The organism is Succinivibrio dextrinosolvens (assembly GCF_900116345.1).
Classification (GTDB): domain Bacteria; phylum Pseudomonadota; class Gammaproteobacteria; order Enterobacterales; family Succinivibrionaceae; genus Succinivibrio; species Succinivibrio dextrinosolvens_B.
This window is the reverse complement of record NZ_FPAH01000025.1, coordinates 15,269-39,348: the sequence shown is the minus strand read 5'-3', so window position 1 is coordinate 39,348 and position 24,080 is coordinate 15,269. Positions and strand designations below refer to the sequence as shown.

Sequence of the window (24,080 nt, the reverse complement as noted above, 5' to 3'; positions counted from 1 at the left end):
CGTTAAATTTATTTCCATTCTCTACATACTATTCGTTGACTAGCTTTGTAGTGATTTTATGAATAAAGTCATTACGCTGATTTACTATCTTCTCATGTACTCGTGCTACTCGTTTTCTCTGTTTCTGTTTATTCTTAGAATTCTTTTTCTTACGTGAGAGTTTACGTTGTTCTCTTCTCAGTTTCTCCTGTGATTTCTCAAGATATTTAGGATTATTAACTACATTTCCATTACTGTCGGTATAGAAAGATTTAATACCAACATCAATGCCAGTGAAACTGTTACACTCCTCTTTCTTCTCAGGTTCAAAATCTACGTTCAGTACCACAAAATATTTACCGGTAGCTGTTCTTCGTACTGTAACGTTGTTTATATGGCCGACTTCCACTGACTGCTTGATTTTCAGGAAGCCAATCTTTGGAAGTCTGATTCTGTTTCCTTCGATGCGGATTGAGTTTTTCTGATTGAGTGTTCTGTAGCTTAACTGATAGTGGTGCTTACTTTTGAATACTGGGTGTTTTGCTTTCTTCTCAAAGAACCGTACAAAAGCGTTCTCTAAATCTCTCAAAGCCTGCTGTAAGGCTATAGAGTCAACTTCGTTCAGAAAAGCGTATTTTTCCTCTTTTTTCATAGAAGTAAGCATTGCTGAAGTCTGGTTATAGCCAGTTTTTTCTCCCTTTGCATACTTCTCGTTTCTGAAGGCAAGACCTTTGTTATATACAAGGCGGGAACAGCCAAGAGTTTTATTGATTAACTCCTGCTGTGCTTTATTTGGATATGCTCGAAATATTACGCCTTTATTCATTCTTATAGCTACGGTCTTGTTTTTTGTGTGTCAACGTACCATTTAATTGTTTCAGAACTGACTTTGCCAGCAGTACTTACAAAGTAATATTGAATATCTTTCTGCGATATCCTGGACAAAACAAAAAAATGATAGTTAATTTAAGATACAGCTGTTTTGGTATGTTTGTACTCATTTTTAATGAAGATATACTATCATACCTGTAGATTTTAATTAAAAATTAATCTACTAATACTTAATGATAATGAGGGCTATCATCCTCACGGTTAAAACCGTTGGTTTTCTCGCCCGCATTATTTATAAGGATAGCAAAGATCACCAGTGTATGATGGAGAGGATGCATACATAGATTCAGTTACGCTCCTGAATATCTCAGGAGCCATATCAATCAGACTTGCTTTATGGTTCCTCGAGTCTCAACTCCAGACTGTCTACCTTATCAAGCAGCTCATTGCAGGATTCCGATACGGCATTGAGTTCACGCATAACTTCACTTAAGGTTGAGTTGACCTCTCTAATGTAGGAAGAATTGTCCGAAGAGCCTTCCGAAAGCCCAGAATTGAGCTGTTCCAATAAAGTTCTGAGCTTTGTTTCCAGGATTTTGTTCAAAGTCATATCCACAAAGATCCTGATCTTCTGAACCAGCTCTTCGTTCTTTTTATCTAGAGTCTCGTTAAGTACCTTCTTAACTATATCCTCAACATCAGCTCTGCTTAATTCACTCATGACGCACCTTCATCAGACATTAAAAAAAGAAGTTCTGTTTTATAAAAAAAAGAAGTCTTTTTAATTATAGGAAAGGATAGTCAATTGAGCATTAGGAAAAACGCTCCAGACTTATGCCAGTCTGGAGCGTTTCTAATTAAGTCAACCTCTGATCTGACAGATTATGACTAGTGTCTGAAGATATAATCTCCTGAGCAGACATACTGATAGGTTGTAAGCTCCTGCAGCGCCATAGGGCCTCTGGCATGAAGCTTCTGTGTAGAGATAGCCACCTCAGCGCCCATTCCGAACTGACCGCCGTCAGAGAAACGGGTAGAAGCATTTACATAGACACAGGCAGAACCAGCTGACTTAACAAAGAGCTCTGCATTTTTTCTGCTGTCAGTCAGAATTGAATCTGAGTGAGAGGCATTATGCACTCTAAGATGAGTGATAGCTTCATAAACGTCAGGAACAATTCTTACATTCATCTTTAAAGCTAAAAACTCTCGGTCAAAATCCTCGGCACAGCCCTTCTCTAGGAAAGGATAGTCTCCGCATTTTGTAAAGGCCTCATCATGAGCAAGCACCTCAACCTTCTTCTCTTTAAGTCTGTTGAGTACCATTGGCAGAAACTTATCGGCAATCTTCTCATGAACCAGCAGAGTATCAAGACTGTTGCAGGCTGAAGGCTTCTGAGTCTTGGCATTGAAGATGATCTCAACACTGCGCTCTAAATCAGCGGACTCATCCACAAAAATATGAGAAATACCAAATCCGCCGATAATCACAGGAATGGAGGATTCCCTCTGACACATACGCTGAAGCTTCTCGCCGCCGCGAGGGATCAGCACATCAATATACTGATCCAGTGAAAGCATGGTGGATACCATTTCTCTGTCAGTACTGTCCACAAAGGAAACACCATCAGGGTTCAATCCGCACTTTTCAAGAGCTCGGCAGATAATGCGATGAAGCAGAGAATTGGTATTAAAGGCCTCGGAGCCGCCTCTTAAAAGACAGGCATTACCGGATTTCAGACAAAGGCCGGCAATATCCACGGTAACATTTGGACGGGACTCATAAATAACACCAACAACACCAAAAGGAACTGACTTTTTGACAACCTCAAGTCCATTTGGAAGAACTCTGCCATCAAAGGTTTTACCGCAAGGATCTTCTAAAGCGGCAACCTTATCAAGACCATCCACCATTTCATCAAAACGTGCCTTTGTAAAGGTGAGACGGTCTACCATAGCGTCAGTCAGGCCTTTAGCTCTGGCATTCTCCACATCCTTTTTATTGGTATCAAAAATCTCATTGGAGGCATCTCTTAACATTGAAGCTATAGTATGCAGAGCCTCATTCTTCTTGGAAGTTGAAAGCAGAGCAAAATCATATCCGGCCTTGCGGACTCTTTTAGCTATTTCAATAATATCTGTCATATAAAACTACTTATTAACCAGCACCAAATCATCACGATGTACAGCTACATCACCATGAGAAAAGCCCAGAGTCTTTTCAATCTCAGATGAACGTTTCTTAGCAATTAGATTAAGCTCATCTGATGAGTATCGGGTCAGACCTCTTGCAATCAGCCTGTCCTCAGAGTTTCTGATCTCCACGGTAGCACCACGAAGGAAATCGCCTTTAATTGAAGTAATACCTTTTGGAAGCAGACTTGAACCTGAGGTTAGAAGAGCCTTGGCCGCACCATCATCAATATAGATAGAGCCTACAGCCAGGGTTGCGGTACTGATCCAGGATTTTCTAGCAAGTACAGGCTTCTTTGAAGGAAGGAATACTGTACATTCAGCATTTTTATTGATTACATCAATAAGTGAAGAAGGATTAGCACCTGAGGCAATAATAAGTTCAACTCCTGCCTCGGTTGCAACCTTTGCAGCCTTGATCTTTGTGGCCATACCACCGGTACCAAGAGAAGTACCTGAACCGCCGGCAATCTCAATGATATGCTCATCAATCTTCTCGACAGTACGGATAAGCTCAGCCTTTGGATCATGTCTAGGATCACCGGTATATAAACCTTTCTGATCGGTCAGAAGTACAACCTTGTCAGCTTCAATCAGAACACCAGACAGAGCAGCAAGATTATCGTTATCACCAACCTTGATTTCAGAAACGCTCACCGCATCATTTTCATTGATAATAGGAACCACGCCCATCTCTAGCAGAGCAAATAAGGTATCGCGGGCATTCAGATAGCGCTCACGATTATCAAGATCAGCTCTGGTAATCAGAATCTGACCGATGCGAATATCGTAAATAGAGAACAGCTTTTCCCATTCCTCTATAAGTTTTACCTGACCTACTGAGGCAAGCATCTGTTTATAGCGGACATCCTTGGGCAGCTCGGGGTAGTTTAAGAATTCACGACCGGCAGCAATCGCACCGGAGGAAACCAGAATAACCTGAGCCTTCATTTTTAACAGAGCGGATACAGTTCTTACAATCTCCAGCATATGGGCTCTGTCGAGCTTCTTGCTACCGTTGGTAAGAGTACTTGTACCAAGCTTGATTACTATTCTCTTATTTTTTAACGATGTCACTTCTAATTACCATTTGAAAATTTTTCTGAGAAAAACTTTGTTACTTCAATGATTGAATTGCGAATGAATTCAGCACGACCGATCTTCTCATTGGATTTGATGGTTAAGTCGCTGAAATTGTTTTCAAGCAGAGATATATCCTCTTTACTTACTACGGAATCCTTGATGACACTTGCGTAAGTTGGAACCTTGCAGCCGCCTCTGCCAGAAAGAATGCCCTGCTCTTTTAGAGAGAACACCTTAAACTGAGGAGTCAGGGTATCCCAGTCCCTGGCATCCAGATTAAGTCTGTTGCACAGAGAAGATCTCAGACAAAGAGGCATGGAATTCAGAATATCCTGATCTGTAAAGAAAGAATGAACATATGGAGCTAAAAAAGCCAGAGCCCTTACCTTAGAGCTCTTGAGGATTGCAGCACGGATACAGGCGGTTGCAGCAATACCGGAACCGTAAAGACCAATATTTGTAGCATCTATACAGCTTAAGGTTCCAAGATAATCAACAGCAGCTTCAATTGCCATAGAGAAATGATCATTCATGTTCAGCTTCTCACAGGCACCAGCTCCAGGCATCTCCAGTACAAAGGCACAGATATTTGCCTTTGCCAGATAATCATTGATGAATCTGTAGGCATAGGAGAAGTTACACTCATATGGACAGACAATGATTACACATGGATACACCTGCTTTAAATCAGGAATATGCAGATAGCCTGAAACCTTCTTACCGTCCACATTAAAGGTGTGTTCCTGCAGAATACCGTTGGATGGGTCAATATCATACATCTTCTTATAGGTAGTTCTGCACAGGACATCAGAGTTCTGAGCCAGCACATCTGACTTTAAAAAAGGATAGGCTGCAATGGCAAAATAACGCGAAGCCAGACGGTAATTGTGGCTGGCGCCTACAACATCATTTCGACTTTCACATTCATGAGCCTTGTTGACACGGTTCTGCGCAATGGTATTGAATTCAAAATTCCAGTGACCGCTGCCGTATTCCTTTACAGTATCATGCAGTGTTTCTCTGCTGCGTGGAGCCTTAGAGACACAGATCTTGGCAAGCGCCTCATCAATATCAAGAGCACTGCCGCCTGAGAAAACCCATTCAAACTTCAGAACAGGTCTGTAGAAATCTATAACAAATCCGAAAGAGATATCCTCTCTGGATAAAGCAGGAAGTTCACAACCGCTATTTGAAATAACCGAAGTCTCTGGATATACAAATTTTGGTTTAAAAAGGATTTCACTTAAATTTAAAGATTCTTCCATAAAAACTATCTTACCTAGTCATACTAATTAAGCTGATTTTAACCTATTTACAGTCTGGATGCACTTTTAAACGGATTGACCAAAAATAGAACACCTCCCAAACACCTCAAAATAAGAAAAAATCCACTTTATGAACATCTAAAATACAAAAAATGAGTATGACAACTTTTGTATAAATTTATATAAACCGTTCAAGATCTCAAATTTAATAAAAACGCATTCCAAAGCCATATTCGCAGAATAAGCCACAGGTTACCCCAAAAAGTTTCCCACAAGTAAAACAGCTTTTTTTTCCTAGTTTCCCACCGTTTCCACCGTAACCCACAGAGTTTCCCACAACCACGTTTGGAAAAAAATTTTTAATAAAAAATTTCATATCCGGGAAAATAAAAAAATAGAAGTAATTAAAAAAACGTTTAAAAAAAAAGTCATTTTTATCTCAAAATCAAATTTTTATTATCTTATTGTTTATCAAAGGGAATCTTCTAAAAATTTTCATTTTTCATAAAAATGTTACTTCGTAGCCAGCAGTTGGATAATTCTGTAAACAGGGTATGAATATTTTTTATATAGTTAAGTCTGATTTTATCTACAAGGAAGAAAATCACTCATTCCCCTCTCCCAGAGTTGAAAACATAAAGAATTCATAAAAAAACCGAAAAGTTTCCCACAACTGTGGAAAACTTTTTCCACTTTCCCACAAGCCGAATAATCACTTTTACAGCCTGTGGAATAATAAGTTAACGTATTGTATTTACGAGGGTTTGTATAATATAAAAATGATAATTTATGTTGACAGAAAAATGTCAATAGTTATAGATAAAACAAAAAAAATTTTTTACCCACACATTTTCCCACAGGTTTGGGGAAGGATTTTTGGATGACCATTTCTTACATTTCTGAAAACATAATGCTAACCATTCTTAAATATACCTTTAATTAACCTTATCTTATTGTTTATTAAAGTTTTTATTTTATAAACTACTAGTTTTACGTATGTTAATTAAGAAATACAAATCTCATAAAATCGACATTTTTGGGTATAGAGGGATCATTTTCAAATTATCAGTTGTGGGAAATTCTGTATTCTGTATTAACATTCTGATTATTAAATACTTTTTATAAAGCAATAGCTTTTTTTTATTATTTTCCCACAAGCTGTTAGAGCCGATTAGATGCAATTTACCCACAGTTTCCCGCATAATCCACAGAGTTTCCCACAATTTCCGACAATAGCAACAAAAGCAGTATTTTCTACTAATTACTTTCAGTTTTGAAAATTGCTTTTATTTGATCTTTTCAAAACATTTACGTTCAGTTTATTGAACATTTCTCTACAGATTTTCATTTCAGAAGAACCAGCAGGAAGATTTCAAAGCCGTATGGGCTTAAATCTGCTAAAATTTGTTGACTAATAAATAAGGATATAAAGTGGAAAACAAAAAAAAATCTGTCCTGTTAAGATCAGGAGCTATCACCGCAGGTGCTACTTTTCTTTCCCGAATTCTGGGAATGCTGCGTGATATTGCAATTGCATCGCTTTTAGGTGCATCTTTAAGTGCTGACGTTTATTTCTTTGCAAACAGAATTCCAAACTTCTTCAGAAGACTTTTTGCTGAAGGTGCTTTTTCCCAGGCATTTGTTCCGGTAATGAGCAAAACAAAGGAAACAGGAGATAAGGCGGCTCTAAAAGAGCTTCTGGATAAGACTACCGGAACTCTAGGTGCAGTAGTTCTGCTGATTACTCTTATAGGTATGATTGCCTCCCCAGTTTTAACAGCTATCTTTGGCTGGGGCTGGTATCAGGCATTCCTAAAACATACCGATGAAGCTATCAAGTTTACGCAGGCAAGTTATCTGTTAAAGATTACCTTCCCTTATCTATTCTTTATAACACTGACAGCTTTAAGCAGTGCAGTACTGAATGTTTTCGGAAAATTCCTCATTCCGGCAATTACTCCATGTGTGCTGAATATTTCCCTCATCTCCTTTGCCTTTTTCGTAGCCCCTCATTTTGATGATCCGAATGTGGTACTGGCATATGGTATGGTTGTAGGCGGTGTACTGCAGCTGTGTCTGCAGATACCTTTCCTGCTGAAGCTTAAGCTCTTTATTCTTCCAAAATGGGGCTGGTCACATGATGGTGTTAAAACTATCAGACATCTGATGATCCCCGCAATTATCGGTGTGTCCGCATCTCAGATTAACCTTATAGTAAACACTGCCCTGGCCTCCTTCCTGGCTACAGGAGCAATCTCATATCTGTATTACTCAGACAGACTTTTAGAGTTTCCAATCGGTATCTTTGCTGTTGCCATCTCAACAGTGATTCTTCCTGCCTTATCAAAGATCAATATCAATGAGGCTAAGGATAAATATGTTAAAACACTGGACTGGGGGGTAAGACTGGTACTGCTTTTAGGTATTCCTTCCATGTGTGGAATTATTTCCCTAAGAGAGCCTATTCTGAGAGTTATCTTTATGCGAGGCGCATTTACCCCTGAACATGTTCACCTGTCCTCAGCTTCACTTTTAGCCTCAGTTTCTGGACTATGTGCCATCATGCTGGTAAGAGTTATTGTTCAGGGATTTGCAGCTATTCAGGATACCAAGACTCCAGTTAAATGCTCACTGATTGCAATTATTTCAAACATTATCTTCAACCTGTGTCTGGTCTGGCCTTTAGATTATGTTGGTCTGGCTCTATCAACTGCTCTGGCAGCCTATGTAAATCTATCTCTGCTGCTGTTCTTTTTATATAAGAGAAAGATCTATACCATCTCTTCAGGCACAATTATCTTTATAGTCAAAGCTCTGACTGCAGGTATTGCCATGGCTCTTGTAATCCACTTCACCGTACTTGATTTCGACCGTTGGGTAAGCATGTCAACTTTAGAGTCAATCTTTTATCTTACCGCTTACGTTCTTTTAGGCGGTGCAACTTATGTTGCAGTCTGTCTGGCACTTGGCATCAAACCAAGAATGATTAGAATGTAATTGTTTTTGAGGATGACCTTTTTGGTTGTCCTCTTCTCTCCTTTCTGATTAAAACACTTTTCAGCGAAAAAGACTTATACAACAGCCTCTCAAAAAAAATGAGCTTTTGATAATGTGAATTATTGTTTGATATTATTATTTTTTTTGCATAGTTTTTTTACCATTGAAAATATTGTGCAAAAATTAAATGTTTTGTGCAAAGACATTCTGATTCAGATCGTTATAATAGGCATCCTACATACATACAATTATTAAAAAAATGTATGGATAAATATAAAAATCACCTTTAATAAGAATAAGGAGGCGTATCAAGGAATTACTAAATTAGGGGAAGAAAATGAATACATTAAGACTTAATGCTTCTGTATATTACAACACACATTGTAAAAAAGTATTCAACTCACCATACAAGACAGAAAATGACAATTTTTCAAATTTAACACCAAAAGCAGAAACTCGCATGAACACAGTTTTCAATCTGCTGTTCAGTTACCTGCCAAGCGCCCTTGTTCCATACATGCAGTTTGCCGCCAATATTGATCCCGATATCTTTAATAACATGCAGACTCTGTCAGAAGTTAACCTCTACTCAAAGGTTAAATTTGAAAAGATGGATGAAACAAAATTAAATGCCGTTACCAGATTATCCTCTTCAGATTCCAACAAAATAAAATGTGATCTTCTTGAAGCTTCTGTTTCTGCAGATTCTCTTGTAGAAAAACTTGTCAACAGAAAAGACATCAGTCTTTTATGCGATATAGAAAACCAGATGCAGCTTAATGTATTTCCTAACATCATTGGACCTGCAGATGATGTTTCCAAAAGAAAGACTCTGGCTTACATGCTCGTTAAAGTCGGTAGCACAAAACACCTTATCAGTAAGCTCACAGGAACAGGCTCAAAGACAATAAAAGATCTCTATGATAGCGCCACTACAGTGTACTTAAGACCAATCAGACGTTATAAAGCTGCTGAAAATGAGATTAACTTTGGAATATCTCATCTGGTAAAAGTCTGCAGCAATAAAATCATCAGCAACCAGATTATGCTGATGATTTCACTGTACACAATCTGCAGTCGCATTCTTTTAAACAAACTGCCAACATCCAATCATTTTGATCAGGAGGATATCAGTGAGAAGATGTCTGTGCCGCTTGCAATCGGAGTTTATAAGACCTGTTATGATTTGTACAGAAACTTCAGCAGACTCTATCCTGATAAAACACAGACTTCCTTTGAGTTTGCATTCTTTGATGATTTCTTCACGGTACTGGAAATCTTTATCTCCAGACAGGCAGAGGTAGTTGCCTGTGAAGACTGCCATACTCCTTATCTGAACCTTTTCACCAGAAAAGGAGTAAAAACACCGATTCTTGCAAGCGAAACAGATGACTTTTTCGCCAGTAGAAAGATTACAGTCTGCCCTTGCTGTAAGTGTGAGTTTGAATACAGTCTCTACGAGGATTGACATCCTCTCCTTGCTAATCAAGAAGATTGCTTCTGCTGACATTACTGTTCAGATTCGGTGGAGTTAGCAGTGCTGACTCCTTTTTTGAGTTCACTTCCTGAGCTAGCCGGGCCAATCCTGCTTAGGATATTTTCCGCTGCATTTTCTTCTGCTGTATATCCACAGCTTTTGCAGCAGATACCATATAGTGTTATGCGATTGTATTTTGAGATATGAACGACTTAGGACAGGTTCAGCTGGTATTTCGGGGGTCAATCTGTAAAAAAGAGATAACAAATAGAGTATCAACTCTTACAGAACAAACACAGTATTTCATCCTTTATCGTTTAATTTTTGAAAAAATAGGTGTTCTATTTTCTCTCAATACGGACTGCCTTCAGACAGTCCATATTTAATTAAAGTCTAGTGGTTATGTCCATGACTGTGTGCTGAAGAGCTGTATATACTCACCACAGATTCGGCACTTCTGACCTTTTCCTCTGTAAGAACTCTATAGTCAGAATCTAATCTCGGATCTGCCATACCAGCAATCATTGCTACATGGGAAATCACCAGAAAAGCAGATAGAAGGCCTACTCTTAAACCACTCTGGAATCTCTGACCTAAGAAAGAACCAAAGCTGTTGAAGGAAACAAGTCCAAGAGCAACCATGATTAGACCGCCCAGAACATAGAAACCGACCGCAATCTTATCAATCAGACCATACCAGCCGGAATTCTCTGTCAGAGGAACAATGACCTCTTTTAAGATATATATATCAATCAGAAGAAATACAGCCGCACCTAGAAGGCATGAAAGCTTATTTACAAGCTTCAGTTTGGGTCTGTTTTCTTTTGAAAAGAGAAGAATCAATTCAGTAATAGCTGCGGTTTCAGCAAGTACAACAGGTAAAGCCATAAAAATCAGAAGATTGGAGGTTGTAGTTAACAGCTCCATGTAATGTGTCATATACATAGCAAAATATTTCCTTGTAAATAAAAAAATTAATCGTCGATAAAAAAAGAATTAAGCGACGCTGCTACAAGGAGGCCTCTGCTGAGTGTAGGCTACGTAGGATTTATAGTTGTCAGACTGAGGAATAACTTCCTCAGAATACTGATGTATTGGCTTATTAAGATTAAGAGTATTAGTCACGCTGATACAACAGATCATTCCAACACCAGTACAGCAGTAGCTTACCTGTATAACCTTATGACTGATACGCTGAATGTTATGAAGAGAATCTTTTTTAAAAGAATAAGAAGAAGATACCTGTGTAATTTCTGAATTGTCATTGGAATGCTCGCAGGCAAACACATCTGAGTTCACACTCAGAAGCATAAAAGCAAATACCAGAATACTCAAAAATCGCATAGTTATCTTTAATTGAAAAATATTAGTACTATTTATTTTATTCCAAAAAGAAAAGAAACAATACAACATGAAAAAAAAATGCAGCGATTATACATAGAGAACCAGTCAATCTTTAGTCAAAAGTATAACCTTTTGAAATTTTGAAATAATTTTTGTTTGTCTTCGCACATTTATAAGTTGGAGCAAATGATTTTAGTTGTTTTTTAATTTATAGTTAAAAGTATGTAAATACAATAAAAATAAGGGGTTGGCTATGAGAAAGTACACAAACATCCTGGTTATCGCAGAACCAAAAAAAGATGTTCAAATAGCACTGAAAAGAGCTTTAGAAATTGCAAAATTCAATCCTAGGGCTACTATTACCTATCTTAGAGTTGTCTATGATTTTGCATACGATCTGCTCATTCTGAACAAAGTAAAAGAAAAGCCAATTCACGCTGATATAGAACAGACTCATATTGATCATCTCAATCAGATTATAGAGGAATACAGAGCACAGGAAAACTCTGAAGCAACTATTATTCCTAAGGTTGTAGAAAACAGAGATGTCGGTGAGGCTGTTATCGACGAAATGAGAGCTGGTAATTATGATCTGATCATCAAGGCTGCAAATCGTCACGGTATTCTAGATTCAATCATTTTCACTCCTATTGACTGGTTCATTCTACGTCATGCAGAAGTTCCAGTTATCATTGCTAAAAACAACGACTGGCAGACTGGAGGCAACATCGCAGTATGTGTCGATTTTACGCTCAATGATCATCTGCAGAGCAATGTGGCAATGCTGCGTGAAGCTCAGGTACTTGCAAAGACCACCGGTAGCAGAATTCATCTGATAAACTCTGCTCCTGTTTACATGCCAACTGTAATGCTTGAGGTTCCACACTACTCCCCTGACCTATATGAACAGGGAGTCTTAGAAGAACATAGAAACCGCATGTATGAGTTTGCTGACAAGCATCATATTGAAAGAGAATACTGCCATATTGAAGAAGGTATGCCTGATGATGTAATTCCATCAATCTGCGAGCAGATCAATGCCAAGGCGGTACTTATCGGCTCAGCAGGACGTTCCGGTATTGCAGCTGCCCTAATAGGCAACACCTGTGAAGAGATCGTTGATGACATTGATGCAGATCTATTTGTATTAAATCGCAAAGCTATTAAAAAGGACAAGGAAAAGGATTAAGACAGACATACTACCTATTTAATCATTTACCAATTTTATCTTTTCAGCCTCACAGATTGTGGGGCTGATTTTTTAGCAGCAAGTTGATCTGTTCAAAGACCTTTCCTAGCTTCTTTGTATCAAGACAGGAATAATTGATAACAAAGTTATGAGATACAGCTGTTCCTGACATGTAATAATCAGATAAAGGAGAAATTCTGATCTTCTTTACAAGCAGATTCCTTTTTATAGTTTCATCATCAATGTCGGTTTTAAGCTTCAACAGAAAATGAAGACCGGACTCATTCTCAATAAGCTCCATGCTATCATTTAAAGGACTCTTGTATAACTGCTCAATCACTTCTCGGCGTCTGCGCATATAGTAAAGACGCATTCGGTTGATATGCTTTTCAAAGTATCCTCTGCTTATGAACAGGGAAAGAGTGTACTGCTCAAAATTTGAAACTGTGCAGGAATAGAAGGACAGCTCACGATAAAATCGGTTAGCCAGTTCTATAGGCAGCACCATATAACTGATACGGATAGTTGGAGTAAGTGTTTTGGAAAAGGTATTCATATAAATCACCTTTTCACAGCCATCAATACTGAAGAGCGTTGGATGAATCTTTCCGCTTAAGCGAAACTCACTGTCATAATCATCCTCAATAATATATCTGTCAGTGGTCTCATTAGCCCAGCCTAGGATCTCGTAGCGACGATCCGCCGGCATGGTAATACCGGTTGGAAAATGATGATTTGGACTTATATGAACAATCTGAGCCTTCACACGGTTGAGCTCCTGAACGGTTACTCCTTTTCTGTCAATGTCTGCAAATACGCAGTTTGCTCCATACTGAGAATAGATCGATTTAAGTTTCTTGTAGCCAGGATTTTCAATACAGAAATTTCTGTCAGAACCTAAAAGCTGAATTAGAAGACCATAAAGATATTCTGTACCGGCACCAACTATAATCTGATTCGGATCGATCAGCATTCCGCGAAAAGCTTTTAGATGTTCTGCTATAGCTGATCTTAATTCAGGAATACCTCCGGTTGGTGAAGGAGTTAAAACTTCCCTGCTCTTCTGAGACATCACTTCTCTTGAAAGTCTGGACCAGACAGAGAAAGGAAAATTCTCAGGCTTGATATTGTTGTTGGAAAGATTGATTTCACACTCCGCTGAAGCTGGAGGCAGTTTAATGTCCAGAGATATTTTTGTATCTGCTCTTAGCTTTCTGATACTGCAGAGATTGGCAACGTAATAGCCCTTTTTACTTAACGAATAAATATAGCCCTCACTCTGCAACTGGTTATATGCATTCTGAACCGTAATGGTACTGATCCCGTTGTTTCTGGCAAAGGCTCTTTTGGAGGGAAGTTTTTCATCAGTCTTTAAAACTCCCTTAGTAATGTCATCTTTAAGGTATTCATAAAGCTGTTCATACATTGGAACACCGTTGTTCTCAAATACATAGGTTAACATGCAGCACCTCAAATCTGACATCTAAAACATTATCATTCTGGAGATTTATATAATACCAGATAACTATATAATTTCTGATAAAGAAAAATCAAGGAGAAAAAAAATGTCAAATTCAGAAATTATCGTAAACAAAGGTTTAGCTCAGATGTTAAAGGGAGGTGTGATTATGGATGTAACCACACCTGAGCAGGCAAGAATCGCGGAAAAGGCTGGAGCCTGTGCAGTTATGGCCTTAGAGAGGATCCCTGCAGATATCAGAGCCGCAGGCGGTATCTCCAGAATGAGTGATCCAAAGATGATCAAGGGAATTCAGGATGCAGTAAGTATTCCGGTAATGGCAAAGTGCCGCATCGGTCACTTTGTAGAAGCCCAGATTCTAGAGGCTATTGAGATTGACTATATTGATGAGTCAGAGGTTTTAACTCCTGCCGATGATATCTACCATATCGACAAGACCAAGTTCAAGGTTCCATTTGTATGCGGAGCCCGAGATTTAGGAGAGGCTTTAAGACGTATCAGTGAAGGCGCTTCTATGATCAGAACCAAGGGTGAACCTGGAACCGGAGATGTTGTTCAGGCGGTGCGTCACTTGAGAAAAATTCAGGCTCAGATAAGAAAGGTGGTCTCATTAAGTCCTGATGAGCTATATGAGGAGGCAAAGAACCTGCAGGTTCCATACGATCTTATTCAATTCGTTCATCAGAACGGAAAGCTTCCAGTAGTTAACTTTGCTGCAGGCGGTGTTGCCACACCAGCAGATGCAGCTCTGATGATGCAGCTAGGTGCAGAGGGTGTCTTTGTTGGTTCAGGAATCTTCAAATCTGGTGATCCTGAAAAAAGAGCCTCTGCCATTGTTCAGGCTGTAACCAATTACACCGATGCCAAGCTGATTGCCTCCCTATCTGAAGATCTTGGAGAGGCCATGGTCGGAATCAATGAGCATGAAATCAAGCTGATTATGGAAGAGCGAGGCAAATAAAATGAAAATTGGTGTTCTTGCCGTTCAGGGAGCTTTTATTGAACACGAAAAAATGCTTCAGAAACTTGGAGCAGATACCGTTGAGCTTAGACAGAAAGGAGATCTGAACAATCTTGATGGACTAATTCTTCCAGGAGGAGAGAGTACAGTTCAGTCACTGCTTCTGGATAAGCTTGAAATGAAGCAGACTCTTAAGGGATTGATTGAAGATGGACTCCCTACCCTTGCAACCTGCGCCGGACTGATTCTGCTGGCAAAGAACATTGATAATGCGCCCAAAAGTCATCTGGCAACACTGCCGGTAAGCGTAAAACGTAATGCCTTTGGTCGTCAGCTGTCAAGCTTTGTTACCAAGCAGAATGTAGGCTGTGTCTCTGATTATCCGGAGGTATTTATCAGAGCTCCATATATCTCCAGTACGGAGGATGGAGTGGAAACACTTTGTGTTGTTCATGAGGATAAGATCGTGGGAGTAAAGTACAAGCATCAGATTGGTCTTGCCTTCCATCCCGAGCTTACTGAGGATACAAGAATCCATCAGAAATTTCTGGAGCTGATTGCAGCTTAGTTTTCACATCTTCTCATTGTAAAACTGCTGCTTAAATTTCAGCAGATACAGTCCAATTAAGCTAAAAGAATTCTCTGCATTGAGAATTCTTTGTGCAAACAACTCTCCACATAAAAAAAGTCAACATATTTAAAGCACAGAATGATCGATGACGAGGTGACAAAAAAAAACTGTATCGGCTCTTCTCCTAACTCTATTTTCCATATCTTCAAAAATTAGCACAATCCGCCACTTTCAAGAATATCAACTTGATTTATAAGAAAAATCACATATCATTCAAAGAGGGGAAATATCTTCTTGAAACATCAAACTTTTCTGCTACATAAAATTATGTATGTTTCTTTTTGAAATTTTACTTTTTTTTAGGTAATTATTGAAAGGTTAAGATTATGTATTTACGGTCGTACACTGATTTTAATTTATTAAATTCAATATGTTACCAATAAAAACGATTTTTCTCCTTTAAATCAATAAATAATTTTATGTAGTTACATTTTTCTGAACTTTTGATGTAGTTCAAATTTTGGTACTTTATTATTACTTATAATTAGATAAAGGTAGGTCAAAAAGGGAAAGTATAAATATGATTACAGAGATAGAAGAGTTTAAGCAACTCATTAAAGATACTTATCCAGAGACAATAGATGTTCAAGATGGAATTCTTGCTATTCCTTTTGAGTCTTTTGCGCTTACATTTGGTTTTGCACAGGGAGACACTGAAAACGTAATCTTCCGAGCAAAGGTTGTCGAACTAAGCGCACTAGAGCGAGCTAAACAATTTGCAAAAGATGCTCTAAAAGGAAATTTTTTCTGGAGTGGAACAAATGGCGCAACACTCTCCATAGGAGCTGATGATGCCGTATATATAACAGAACGTCGACTGATTACAGCATTCCCAAATAGTGAAGTCTTAAAGCAGGCTGTTGAGGAATTCGTTAAAACCGTCAGTGACTGGATGATCAGGAGTCAACTATATGCTTAGAGATCAATTTGCAAAAGTTTTAGATGAATTTGGAGATATGCTTCAGGAAGATATCTATCTGAGCGATGATAACACCTCCACTTTTATTGCAGATAATGAGGTTGTAATTAACATTAATTATCTTGAACAATCTGACTCTATTTTGATGTTCTCTCCTGTGGGCGAACTCGAAGATGATGAAGCTTCAGGTCAGAAGGCAATAGAACTTCTGAAGCTTAACGACATCGGAAATGTAGCAGGAAGAGTCACTTTAATGATGGATCCTCAAAACAATTTGATATTAGCAGCCGATCATCAGAGTGCTCTAACCGTAACATCAAAAGAAGTTCTTGCAGATTGGGTTGATAATTTTGTTCATGCAGTTCGTTCAACCAGAGATTACTTTGCAGAGCATTATCCTGTAGAGGAGTAATTACTATGACAGACCGTATCTCAACTAATAACAATGGAAACATTCTTGTAGGATCAGCTCTGATAGACAATGTTCAGAATAATAATATTCAGAATGAGCAGAACGTTGACCAGCCTAACAATGTTGAAAAGCAGCAAGTTATAGATAATATTAAAAATGATATCGGACTTAACGATGTCATCAATGGTGTTGCTAATGGTAACAATCTGCAATCAAATGTAGAAGGTCAGAACGGAAAACACGTTGATGTAATAGATCCGGATCTTCATAAGGATAATCAGAATCCAGAGAATCTGCAGGTCGAAAATGAACAGCACGAAAATAATGAGGTTCATCAGAATCCGGAGAATCTGCTGGTCGGAAATGAACAGCACGAAAATAATGAGGTTCATCAGGATCCAGAGAATCTGCAGATCGAAAATGAACAGAATAATGAAGTAAATCCTCAGCAGCCTCAGGTACAGAATCAGCCTGTCGGAAAAGAATGGGATTTTAGTAAGGCAGAAGGTCTAAAGGATCTCGTCAAGAATTCATACGACAATATCAGAGCTGATATTAAAGGCGATAAATATATTGAGGAGTTAGAAGGTACTTTAACCCAAAAATATGAGGACCTAACCCAAAATAATCCGGTTTTAAAAAATCAGCTAAAGCCTATTTTTGATAACCTCAAAGAACAGCTCACAAGTCTAAAAGAAGCAAGAAGACAGCTAAGCTCGGGATTGCCTGAAAGCAGTACCTTATCCTCAGATCCAAAAGAAGCTCTGGCTCAGATTAGAAAGTTTCTGCGAGTATTCCGTTATGAGACTCAGTCAAGCTTATTAAAAATAAACAATAATACCCAGAAGATGGGAATAATAGAAAGAACATTTAGAGGTATTCAGAATCTATTTACTTTTGGAATTAACCACAAAGTTACCAAAGATGAGATTGTTAACGTCAATAATATTGAAAATGAAATTGCAAGATTACTGCAACAGTTCAATAACATTATAACTAATGAAAATGTGAGACAGGAACCTGTTGCAATACCACAAAAATTCAATCTAAGAAGTACTATTAATGACACTCTTGAAATAAGCCATCGTACTAATGATCAGATCAGAAGGTATCAGCAGAGAAGCGACGATTACACAAGAATTCATGAAATTTTAGGCCCAGCTGTTGACTCTGGCGGTTCAAGAAAAGTTGAGTTTACAGTTGCAGCCGGTGTCCTGGTTGGACTAGGCTTCCCTGAAACAGTAACTGCAGGCGTTAAAGCCAGTGCAAGATTCACTGTAACAGCCGATGTAAAAGGCATGGGAAAAGGAAATCCAGTAACAGTAACCTTCAGATTAGCTGGCGGCCTTGAAGGAAAGCTTCTTGTAAAAGCCGGTGATGAAGAAAAAACCTTTACAGGTGGAAAGGTTCAGGCAGGATTAGGTGGACAGGTGTCTTCATTTTCAACCCGCACCTATGCTTCACTGGATGATCTTATTGCTGATGCAAATCGTAATAAATTTGCTACCACACGCCAATTTGGAGCATTTTTGTGGAGCGGAGTAAAGTATATTGGTGGAAAGCTCGGACAATTAGGCGGATGGATTGGAAGACACAAAGGAGATACCCTCCACTCCAATGCCCAGTACTTTAATGCTATAAAAACCCAGGGTTATATTGATCAGGTTGATGGAATTCTTGCAAAGAAATCTAATGCAATTATCCTATCGGAGCAGACAGGATGGACAATTAAAGGCTCGGCAGATGCAAGCGCCGGCATGGATTTCTTTGATAAGATGCTTACGGCAAAAGCAAGTCTTTCAGGAAGCCTTGAAAGAGATTTTAAAGTTAAGTCGCAGTTCTATGCTCCTGTAGTAAACTTGCTGAAAAATAAGCCTGATAGACAGGCACTAGAACAGATGAAGAGAAATAATCCTGTATCAGGACAGCCTTCTGTTCTACCTCAGGGCGATCTGGAACAGCAGTATACTGAGCTTATCAGGGAAGCAAAAGAGAATCCTCCTACCAATGATCTGTTATGGCAGGCATTTGCCAATAATATTAGAAACCTGATGATCGCTACTGAAATTAAAGCTCGTGATGAAGTTATTAGTAGAGAGCTTGCCGACAAACTGCTAGGCAGATTCTCTAACCCTGAAATAAAGATCCCTGTAGATATTTACAGAGAGTACTTCATGGAAGGCTCCGGCCTTGCAAAACCAGCTAAGGTCCGTAAGAACTTTAGTGCCTCGGTAGAAATATCTGCATTTAAAGAAGAGGCAAAGGGACTTACTGACGGTATGAAAGATGCTACTAATACCGTAGTAGGTAGTATAGCCAAGGGGGTTGCGGATGGTGCTATTGACCAGGTAAGAAAAGAGATCGGTCTTGATTATAAAGTCAGTTATAAGTTCTCATCAGAGAAACCTGCTAACAAAGACGATCCTCGCCCATGGGAGAATGTTACCAAGACAAATCATGAGATAGTCTTAACTCAGAATATGGCATTCAATACACTTATTAATGCTTTATTCAAGATTAATTCAGATCACAAGAAAATTGAGACTAACCATGAAGTTTTGAAAGGCGGCTTAGAGGCAGGAAAAACCGCAGTTAAAGACGTAGGAGAAAACGTCATAAGATCAATGATTGTTGCAGGTGTCAAAGAATCAGCTAAAGCAGCTGTAATGAAGTTCATGAACAATGCAGCAAACATGGAAGAAGTTTTAAATTTTATCAATAGTGAGGAAAGCCTTACATATCAGGCTGTTCTGGGAGTTATAACCAAAGCAGCAATGGATCCTAAACTGGATAAACAATTAAAGCCAGGGGATCTTAAGGATTATGTAAAAGGTGGCGATATTGCCTATACCAATGATAAAACTAGATCCTTGAAATTGTCATATGTTGACGGTGAGTTGGAGACGGTAACAGTAACAGCAACTGATACCACTAAATTTGGAATCAGTGAAGAGCCTTTAGGCGTAGGACTTGGAGTAAGTTTTGACCTCTCCTTAACTGTAACCGAAAACATTAAGGAAAATGGCGCTATAGTCAATACCTCGCTGACAACACTGATGGAAAGAACTGAAGGCTTCCTGGCTCAGTCTTCATTTACCGCAGGTTCATGTGAAGGAATTAAATCATGGATGGCTCGAAATATCGATGCAGTAAAAATGTTAATTCCACTAAGTGAGAAATCGCGTGGTCTAATAAATCGGGCACTTGAACTAATGGATCCTGACGCTCTTGGTAGAGCAGAGGAGGCCTTGAACAGAATCAGAGCATTAAGACGTAATTCGAATAATGATGACATTGTCAATGCAGTCCATGATCTGATAGTGCCAATGACTAAAGCCTTCAGATCTGAACTTCCTGGAGCTGTACAGATTGAAGAGCAGAATCAGGAGGAAGATAATGCAAGTATCCATAGTGATGTAGATGAGGTTGACAGTGACGATGAGTCAGAAAGTAGTATGAGTTCTGATTAAACAGCGTTATTGGAGAATGACGTTAGATTAACACAGCAAAGGTAAAACAAACCTTTACAATACCTGCAAAACTGAAATGGATTGCAGGTATTTTTTTTCAGAACAAGGGAAACACAAAAGGACTTTCAGAATATTTGTATTATTGGCTGTCCGGTACCTCTAACTAACTGAAAACAAACGTGATGATCATGAAAAAACAAAACACAAGTCTTTTGTTCTCATTCTCAATGCACCATCATAAGCCGTGCCATGTGTTATAATGCAAATGATTACGTAAAATTTGAGGAAATAAAGTGAGTACAGTAATAACAGACTTAGAACCAAAATCAGTTTGGAAACATTTTTCAGAATTAAACAAGATTCCTCGTCCATCCTCTCATGAACAGAATGCCGCAAAATATATCGTTGATTTTGCAAATAAGAATGGCTTTAAAGTTGAGACCGATGCAGTAGGCAACGTTATCATTGATGTACCTGCCAGTGCAGATAAGAATGATGCTCCTACCGTTATTCTACAGGGCCACATGGACATGGTTCCGGTTGCAGCTGAAGGCTATGACTTTGACTTTCTGAATGATCCGATTCAGAGCTATGTTGACGGTGATTTCGTTAAGGCAAAAAATACAACGCTTGGAGCAGACAACGGTATTGCAATTGCCATGGCTCTTGCCATGTTTGAGGATAAGACTCTGTCTCACGGACCTCTTCGTGCAATCTTCACAGTTGAAGAAGAAACCACTATGAAGGGAGCTTCAAATCTTGATGCAAAATATCTTGATGCAACCTATCTGATTAACCTTGATTCTGAGGAAAACGGCTTCCTGTATGTAAACTGTGCCGGTTCTCAGGATATTGATGTCAGATTCAACATCTCAAAGATCATCCCAGAGGCAACCAGTGCCCTCACCATCAGATTATCTAATTTCTCCGGCGGACATTCAGGCTGCGATATCCATGTAGGCAATGCCAACGCCATTAAGGTAATGGCAACCATCATTGATGATCTGAGTGATGAGTATGATCTGTTCATTCAGGATTTCACCGGCGGTACTGTAAGAAACTCTATTCCTGCAAAGGCAAGTGTAACTATTGCAGTGCCACAGGAAGAGACAGAAGAAATCAAAAAGAGCATCTCAAGAATCTTTGAAACTCAGAAGTCATTGTACGCAAAGACCGATCCTGACATGAAGCTGGAGATTTCAGAAGCTGCTGTGGCAAAGGCTTTAGGCTATGCACAGACTCAGGATCTGATTCATCTTTTAAGAGCTCTTCCAAGCGGTATCGTACGCATGTCAAAAGAGTTCGCTCCAGTTGTTGAAACCTCCATCAACCTGTCTATGGTTAAGACCTTCGAGGATGAGATTGTCATTGAAATGATGCCTCGCTCACTTGAAGATGCAGGTCTTGCCCAGATAGTTGAGGATGTCCGTTCCTGCTGCTACCTGCTTGATAATGTTGAGGTAGAAACCAAGAACCTGCATCACTGCTGGTCATCACCAAGCCATAACCGTCTGATTGACGTACTCAATCAGTGCTATAAAGAGGTTACCGGTAATGAATTTAAGATCACTGCAATGCATGCCGGAGTTGAATGTGCTCAGTTTGCAATTCTTAACAAGGAGCTTCAGCTGATTTCTGTTGGACCAACTATTTTAAATCCTCACAGTCCACAGGAAAGAGTTGACATCAAGGGCGTAGAGCAGATGTATATAACAGTTTGTCATGCTTTAGCAATGCTTTAAAAAAGTATTTACATAAGGAAGTATCACATGCGTCAGAACACAAGTTCTCAGAGAGCCTCTCTTCCATTCCAGTGTTTTCACACCTGTACAGCACCTGGAGTGGATGCATCCAATGCAGAACTGTTTGTAAGAGGTGTAAACCATAGCAGACTTAAGATCTGGATTGTAAGCTTTTCCCAGAATGAAGACGTAAAGAATCCAATGACCTATTCAGGTTCCTATTCAGGAATCCACAGATTCGTTGCCCCTCTTAATGCTGATAAAAGCCGAAACCTAATCACCTATTACTTTAAGATCATGCTATCTGATAAGGACGGTGTTCCGGTTGATGTTGTGTGGTACAGCTCCTTGGGCATGTCCAGAGAACCACCTTTAAGACAGCACTGCTATGTGATTGAACTTTTCAACACCCATCCTCAGTGGGCAATGGACAGTGTAATCTATCAGATTTACCCTGATAAGTTTGCAGCCTCCACAGGCAATTTCACTGTGGACGGTACCAAAGTAAATGCAGATTCTCCTGTAAGACTAAAGGATTTTGAATTTGTAAATCTTGATGAAACACACTGCGGCGGTGATCTCGACGGTGTAGCAACCATGCTTCCTTATATCAGAGGACTAGGCTGCGATACCATTTATCTGACCCCAATCTTCAAAGCCCCTTCAGTACATAAATATGATACTGAGGATTATGATGTTGTTGATACTCACTTCGGAGGAAATGGAGCTCTCAAGAGATTAAGAACCGTGGCTTTAGGCTATGAGATGAAGATCCTGCTACACGGTACCTTCAATCACACCGGCGATTCCAATCCATGGTTTGATCGTCAGGAGAAGACAGGAAAAGGAGCTCTTCGTCATAAGGACTCTCCTTACAGAGAAATCTATACTTTCAACTCTGAGGGTGAAGCCTATGTATCTGACGACAAGGCCAACTATCCTAAGCTTGACTACTCAAGCTATCTGACCCGCCACCTTATCTACGAGGGAGAGAATTCCATTGTAAAGAAGTGGACCCGCGCTCCATACGGTATTGACGGCTGGGTTATTGACGATGCCAACCAGATCGGTGACAACGGCAATGCCCGCAACAATGTAGAGAGACTATCTGGAATATGCAGCAGCGCCAGAGAGTCCCATCTTGACTGTCTGATGCTCGGACACTTCGGAACCGATCCTAGATACGCACTATGCTCTGAGGGTAATGTTGACGGTACCATCAACTACACCGGCTTTATCAGTCCAATCCGTTCCTTCTTCGGTGGTATCAACTTAAATGGTGATCCAACCCCTTATACAGGTGAAGACTTAAGAAGAACCTGTGAGGAATTCGCCGTCGGTGTTTCTCAGCAGTTAAAGCTATGTCTTGTAAACCAGCTGGATAACAACAGTCTGCCTCGTTTCTACGATATTATCGGTGGCGATAAGCACTTATATCAGGCTGCTCTGGCATGTCTTGTAACCTGGCGAGGAATTCCTTGCATCTATCAGGGTGATGAGCTTGGCGATGTGATTGCAAAGTATGAAGTTGGTCCTCGTTCCATGATTCCATTCAAGGCACTAAAGGATCATCATGCAAGTGTAAACTCAGCTGAAACCCAGACTGTGATTACTGAACTTACCGCACTGCGCAGATCAAATCCAGCCTTCTCTCGCGGCACCATGATCTTCATCAGTGCCGGTGGTGCTTATTTTGCCTATATGCGTCTTTACAGGGACAGATTCAGTATCGTGCTTGTAAACGCCTCTCGTCAGCAGGTTAAGTTTGAACAGGGCTCTATTCTGTTCCCTCTTCTGGCTTCAATGTATATGCCTGAAGACTGCGGCAGCGACAATGCAGAGGATTCAGGTGAAGATCTGCTGATCCCTCTGTCAGGAAGAAACGTTCGCCGTTACGACCATGCAGAAGGTCTTGAAGGTCTTTACGAGATGCTTGGAAGAGAAAAGCTTGCCGTCTACAGCTACGGTGCAACCAGAACCTCTAAGGAATTTGAGGAGAAGTTCATCAAGGAGCTGATTGCAGGTAAGAATATGACTATTCCCCCTCGTTCAACAGTAATTGTATCCAACCTTAAAAAGTAATACATCACTTTAGCTATTTTTATAA

The 24,080-nt window shown here is 39.5% G+C and carries 18 protein-coding genes; 10 read left to right on the top strand and 8 right to left on the bottom strand.

Going from position 1 to position 24,080, the window contains the following annotated elements:
• Positions 1 to 28: 28 nt before the first annotated feature.
• From BM308_RS08530 to BM308_RS08510, 5 genes are all read right to left on the bottom strand, one after another.
• Positions 29 to 805 (bottom strand): RNA-guided endonuclease TnpB family protein, encoded by a 777-nt coding sequence (locus tag BM308_RS08530; RefSeq protein ID WP_074944518.1) that lies wholly within the window; start codon positions 803 to 805, stop codon positions 29 to 31.
• A 399-nt stretch (positions 806 to 1,204) separates the two neighbouring features.
• Positions 1,205 to 1,531 carry a hypothetical protein gene (locus BM308_RS08525; protein WP_074944517.1) on the bottom strand — a complete coding sequence of 109 codons (327 nt, stop codon included), beginning with the start codon at positions 1,529 to 1,531 and terminating at the stop codon, positions 1,205 to 1,207.
• Positions 1,532 to 1,698: 167 nt separating this feature from the next.
• Positions 1,699 to 2,955 (bottom strand): glutamate-5-semialdehyde dehydrogenase, encoded by a 1,257-nt coding sequence (locus BM308_RS08520; protein WP_074944516.1) that lies wholly within the window; start codon positions 2,953 to 2,955, stop codon positions 1,699 to 1,701.
• Positions 2,956 to 2,961: 6 nt separating this feature from the next.
• Positions 2,962 to 4,080, bottom strand: coding sequence for a glutamate 5-kinase (gene proB, locus BM308_RS08515; protein WP_074944514.1), 1,119 nt, complete (start codon positions 4,078 to 4,080; stop codon positions 2,962 to 2,964).
• 2 nt (positions 4,081 to 4,082) lie between these two features.
• On the bottom strand, positions 4,083 to 5,351 hold the full coding sequence (locus tag BM308_RS08510) for an alpha/beta hydrolase (RefSeq protein WP_074944513.1): 1,269 nt from the start codon (positions 5,349 to 5,351) through the stop codon (positions 4,083 to 4,085).
• A 1,431-nt stretch (positions 5,352 to 6,782) separates the two neighbouring features.
• Here BM308_RS08510 and murJ point away from each other — a divergent pair.
• Positions 6,783 to 8,348 carry a murein biosynthesis integral membrane protein MurJ gene (gene murJ, locus BM308_RS08505; protein WP_306705942.1) on the top strand — a complete coding sequence of 522 codons (1,566 nt, stop codon included), beginning with the start codon at positions 6,783 to 6,785 and terminating at the stop codon, positions 8,346 to 8,348.
• Between the two features lie 460 nt (positions 8,349 to 8,808).
• Positions 8,809 to 9,816, top strand: coding sequence for a hypothetical protein (locus BM308_RS08500; protein WP_143098589.1), 1,008 nt, complete (start codon positions 8,809 to 8,811; stop codon positions 9,814 to 9,816).
• A 402-nt stretch (positions 9,817 to 10,218) separates the two neighbouring features.
• On the opposite strand, the gene BM308_RS08495 is transcribed toward BM308_RS08500, so the two are convergent.
• Positions 10,219 to 10,770 (bottom strand): DUF6803 family protein, encoded by a 552-nt coding sequence (locus BM308_RS08495; protein ID WP_143098588.1) that lies wholly within the window; start codon positions 10,768 to 10,770, stop codon positions 10,219 to 10,221.
• A gap of 51 nt (positions 10,771 to 10,821) precedes the next feature.
• Entirely contained in the window at positions 10,822 to 11,169 is a 348-nt protein-coding gene (locus tag BM308_RS08490; protein WP_074944508.1) for a hypothetical protein, read from the bottom strand.
• Positions 11,170 to 11,422: 253 nt separating this feature from the next.
• Between BM308_RS08490 and uspE the strand changes: the two genes are divergently transcribed.
• The gene (uspE, locus tag BM308_RS08485) at positions 11,423 to 12,358 is read left to right on the top strand and encodes a universal stress protein UspE (RefSeq protein WP_074944506.1); all 936 of its coding nucleotides are present in this window, start codon (positions 11,423 to 11,425) and stop codon (positions 12,356 to 12,358) included.
• Between the two features lie 49 nt (positions 12,359 to 12,407).
• Here uspE and pdxR read toward each other — a convergent pair whose 3' ends face one another.
• Positions 12,408 to 13,820 carry a MocR-like pyridoxine biosynthesis transcription factor PdxR gene (gene pdxR / locus BM308_RS08480; protein ID WP_074944504.1) on the bottom strand — a complete coding sequence of 471 codons (1,413 nt, stop codon included), beginning with the start codon at positions 13,818 to 13,820 and terminating at the stop codon, positions 12,408 to 12,410.
• 103 nt (positions 13,821 to 13,923) lie between these two features.
• Here pdxR and pdxS point away from each other — a divergent pair, with 103 nt between their 5' ends.
• The 7 genes from pdxS (at position 13,924) to BM308_RS08445 (ending at position 24,055) form a co-directional block, all read left to right on the top strand.
• Positions 13,924 to 14,799 carry a pyridoxal 5'-phosphate synthase lyase subunit PdxS gene (gene pdxS, locus BM308_RS08475; RefSeq protein WP_074944503.1) on the top strand — a complete coding sequence of 292 codons (876 nt, stop codon included), beginning with the start codon at positions 13,924 to 13,926 and terminating at the stop codon, positions 14,797 to 14,799.
• 1 nt (position 14,800) lies between these two features.
• A complete protein-coding gene (gene pdxT, locus BM308_RS08470) occupies positions 14,801 to 15,367 on the top strand; it encodes a pyridoxal 5'-phosphate synthase glutaminase subunit PdxT (RefSeq protein ID WP_074944501.1) in 567 nt (188 codons plus the stop codon).
• Between the two features lie 583 nt (positions 15,368 to 15,950).
• Positions 15,951 to 16,349 carry a type III secretion system chaperone gene (locus BM308_RS08465; protein ID WP_074944499.1) on the top strand — a complete coding sequence of 133 codons (399 nt, stop codon included), beginning with the start codon at positions 15,951 to 15,953 and terminating at the stop codon, positions 16,347 to 16,349.
• Positions 16,342 to 16,761, top strand: coding sequence for a type III secretion system chaperone (locus BM308_RS08460; RefSeq protein WP_074944498.1), 420 nt, complete (start codon positions 16,342 to 16,344; stop codon positions 16,759 to 16,761). The genes BM308_RS08465 and BM308_RS08460 overlap by 8 nt, the downstream gene beginning before the upstream one ends.
• A gap of 5 nt (positions 16,762 to 16,766) precedes the next feature.
• On the top strand, positions 16,767 to 20,231 hold the full coding sequence (locus tag BM308_RS08455; RefSeq protein ID WP_074944496.1) for a hypothetical protein: 3,465 nt from the start codon (positions 16,767 to 16,769) through the stop codon (positions 20,229 to 20,231).
• Positions 20,232 to 20,524: 293 nt separating this feature from the next.
• On the top strand, positions 20,525 to 21,973 hold the full coding sequence (gene pepD, locus BM308_RS08450) for a beta-Ala-His dipeptidase (protein ID WP_074944495.1): 1,449 nt from the start codon (positions 20,525 to 20,527) through the stop codon (positions 21,971 to 21,973).
• A 27-nt stretch (positions 21,974 to 22,000) separates the two neighbouring features.
• On the top strand, positions 22,001 to 24,055 hold the full coding sequence (locus BM308_RS08445) for an alpha-amylase family glycosyl hydrolase (protein WP_074944493.1): 2,055 nt from the start codon (positions 22,001 to 22,003) through the stop codon (positions 24,053 to 24,055).
• Positions 24,056 to 24,080: the final 25 nt, after the last annotated feature.

Excerpts from the sequence above, each read along its gene's own strand:
- BM308_RS08530 (WP_074944518.1), bottom strand. The coding sequence starts at position 805 with ATGAATAAAGGCGTAATATTTCGAGCATATCCAAATAAAGCACAGCAG.
- BM308_RS08525 (WP_074944517.1), bottom strand. The coding sequence starts at position 1,531 with ATGAGTGAATTAAGCAGAGCTGATGTTGAGGATATAGTTAAGAAGGTA.
- BM308_RS08520 (WP_074944516.1), bottom strand. The coding sequence starts at position 2,955 with ATGACAGATATTATTGAAATAGCTAAAAGAGTCCGCAAGGCCGGATAT.
- BM308_RS08510 (WP_074944513.1), bottom strand. The coding sequence starts at position 5,351 with ATGGAAGAATCTTTAAATTTAAGTGAAATCCTTTTTAAACCAAAATTT.
- BM308_RS08500 (WP_143098589.1), top strand. The coding sequence starts at position 8,809 with ATGAACACAGTTTTCAATCTGCTGTTCAGTTACCTGCCAAGCGCCCTT.
- BM308_RS08495 (WP_143098588.1), bottom strand. The coding sequence starts at position 10,770 with ATGTATATGACACATTACATGGAGCTGTTAACTACAACCTCCAATCTT.
- BM308_RS08490 (WP_074944508.1), bottom strand. The coding sequence starts at position 11,169 with ATGCGATTTTTGAGTATTCTGGTATTTGCTTTTATGCTTCTGAGTGTG.
- uspE (WP_074944506.1), top strand. The coding sequence starts at position 11,423 with ATGAGAAAGTACACAAACATCCTGGTTATCGCAGAACCAAAAAAAGAT.
- pdxR (WP_074944504.1), bottom strand. The coding sequence starts at position 13,820 with ATGTTAACCTATGTATTTGAGAACAACGGTGTTCCAATGTATGAACAG.
- pdxS (WP_074944503.1), top strand. The coding sequence starts at position 13,924 with ATGTCAAATTCAGAAATTATCGTAAACAAAGGTTTAGCTCAGATGTTA.
- pdxT (WP_074944501.1), top strand. The coding sequence starts at position 14,801 with ATGAAAATTGGTGTTCTTGCCGTTCAGGGAGCTTTTATTGAACACGAA.
- BM308_RS08465 (WP_074944499.1), top strand. The coding sequence starts at position 15,951 with ATGATTACAGAGATAGAAGAGTTTAAGCAACTCATTAAAGATACTTAT.
- BM308_RS08460 (WP_074944498.1), top strand. The coding sequence starts at position 16,342 with ATGCTTAGAGATCAATTTGCAAAAGTTTTAGATGAATTTGGAGATATG.
- BM308_RS08455 (WP_074944496.1), top strand. The coding sequence starts at position 16,767 with ATGACAGACCGTATCTCAACTAATAACAATGGAAACATTCTTGTAGGA.
- BM308_RS08445 (WP_074944493.1), top strand. The coding sequence starts at position 22,001 with ATGCGTCAGAACACAAGTTCTCAGAGAGCCTCTCTTCCATTCCAGTGT.